The following is a 1,370-nucleotide window of genomic DNA, read 5'->3' as shown; positions in this document are numbered from 1 at the left end:
CTGTAGTTGCCCAAAAACACTTACACAAATTTACAATTGAATAGAAAAGAGACATATCTCTTCACCCTGTGTAAAAATAGAAGTACCACCAACCACTTTTACGCAAAGGAGAAGACTATATGCCTCTTACGTATAGGGTAGCACATCAACAGGAAATCAACAATATTTTACGTACCTGGCGGTTCCCACTTTATTTTTCTAAGCCGGTAATGAACCATATGGTTCATTTTCTCGATGGTGTGATGACCAGAGGTTTTTCTGGAACGTTAACCGATATCCATCGTGAAAGCTGCCATTCACAAGACCGACGGACACTGAGCCATTTTCTTACTCATGGGAAGTGGAATGAGCAGCATTTGATGCGTATAATTCAGCAACAATCATGGGAGAACATCAAGAGGGAAGCGAAACATACACAAGAGCCGATTTTCGTTATTATCGATGATACGGTCTGTAGAAAGACAAAGCCCTCGTCACAGGCATTGTCCCCTATGCAAGGAACAGATTTTCACTATTCCCATACCGAAGGTAAGTCAGTATGGGGGCATGCAGTCGTTCAAGAGTTCATTCGATGTGGTGAAAAAGCATTCCCTTATGCGTTTAGCCGATACGAATCAGAGCAAAACAGCAAAATTGATATTGCATGTGAACTGCTTTCTATGGTGCCAAAAAGTTCTTTTTCTACTTATGTTCTTATGGATACATGGTATCCTGCTCAATCTGTACTCGAAACCTGCGCTTTATCTGGATTTCACGTCATTAGCGGTATAAAAACCAATCGTATTATTTATCCATATGGTATTCGGCAGTCAATAAAGGAATTTGCCTCGCACATCCATAAAGAAGATACCGACCTTGTGACCGTCGGTCACGCTTCTTATCACGTCTATCGTTATGAAGGCAAGCTAAATTTTATTGAAAATGCTGTGGTACTACTGTGTTGGGATGCGACCCAGCCAATGACTCTCCAAACTATGCGAGCATTCTTAAGTACAGACGTTTCCTTATCTAATGAGCAAATTCTAACGTACTACAGTAAACGTTGGGCGATTGAGACTTATTTTCGTACCATGAAAAGCAACTTTTCCTTTAACGGTTATCAAATACGTAGTACCGTTGCAGTTAAGCGGTTTTGGACACTGCTTTCTTTTACAGCCATGTTCTGCAGTGTAACAGGACACGGTGATATCTTAACAGGACTACGAAGTTGGCAAAACAAAAAGACAGAGAGTTGGATCGAATTTGTTTACTATGAAGCAAAGGCAGGAACGCAGCTGGATTTGATAAAAAATCAGTTACAAGCTGCCTAGAAGAACCTTCGGTTCTTTTTACATGGTAAATTTTGTATCAAATTTTGGGCAAGTCTAGTT

The 1,370-nt window shown here is 40.4% G+C and carries 1 protein-coding gene; it reads left to right on the top strand.

The window, feature by feature from the left end; translation table 11 throughout:
• Positions 1–119 precede the first annotated feature (119 nt).
• A complete protein-coding gene (locus HMPREF0083_RS04090) occupies positions 120–1,310 on the top strand; it encodes an IS701 family transposase (RefSeq protein ID WP_021619791.1) in 1,191 nt (396 codons plus the stop codon).
• Positions 1,311–1,370 lie beyond the last annotated feature (60 nt).

Source organism: Aneurinibacillus aneurinilyticus ATCC 12856 (assembly GCF_000466385.1).
Classification (GTDB): Bacteria; Bacillota; Bacilli; order Aneurinibacillales; family Aneurinibacillaceae; genus Aneurinibacillus; species Aneurinibacillus aneurinilyticus.
This window is presented reverse-complemented; position numbering and strand designations above follow the sequence as displayed.

Coding starts and splice junctions, on each gene's coding strand:
- HMPREF0083_RS04090 (WP_021619791.1), top strand. CDS start 120: ATGCCTCTTACGTATAGGGTAGCACATCAACAGGAAATCAACAATATT.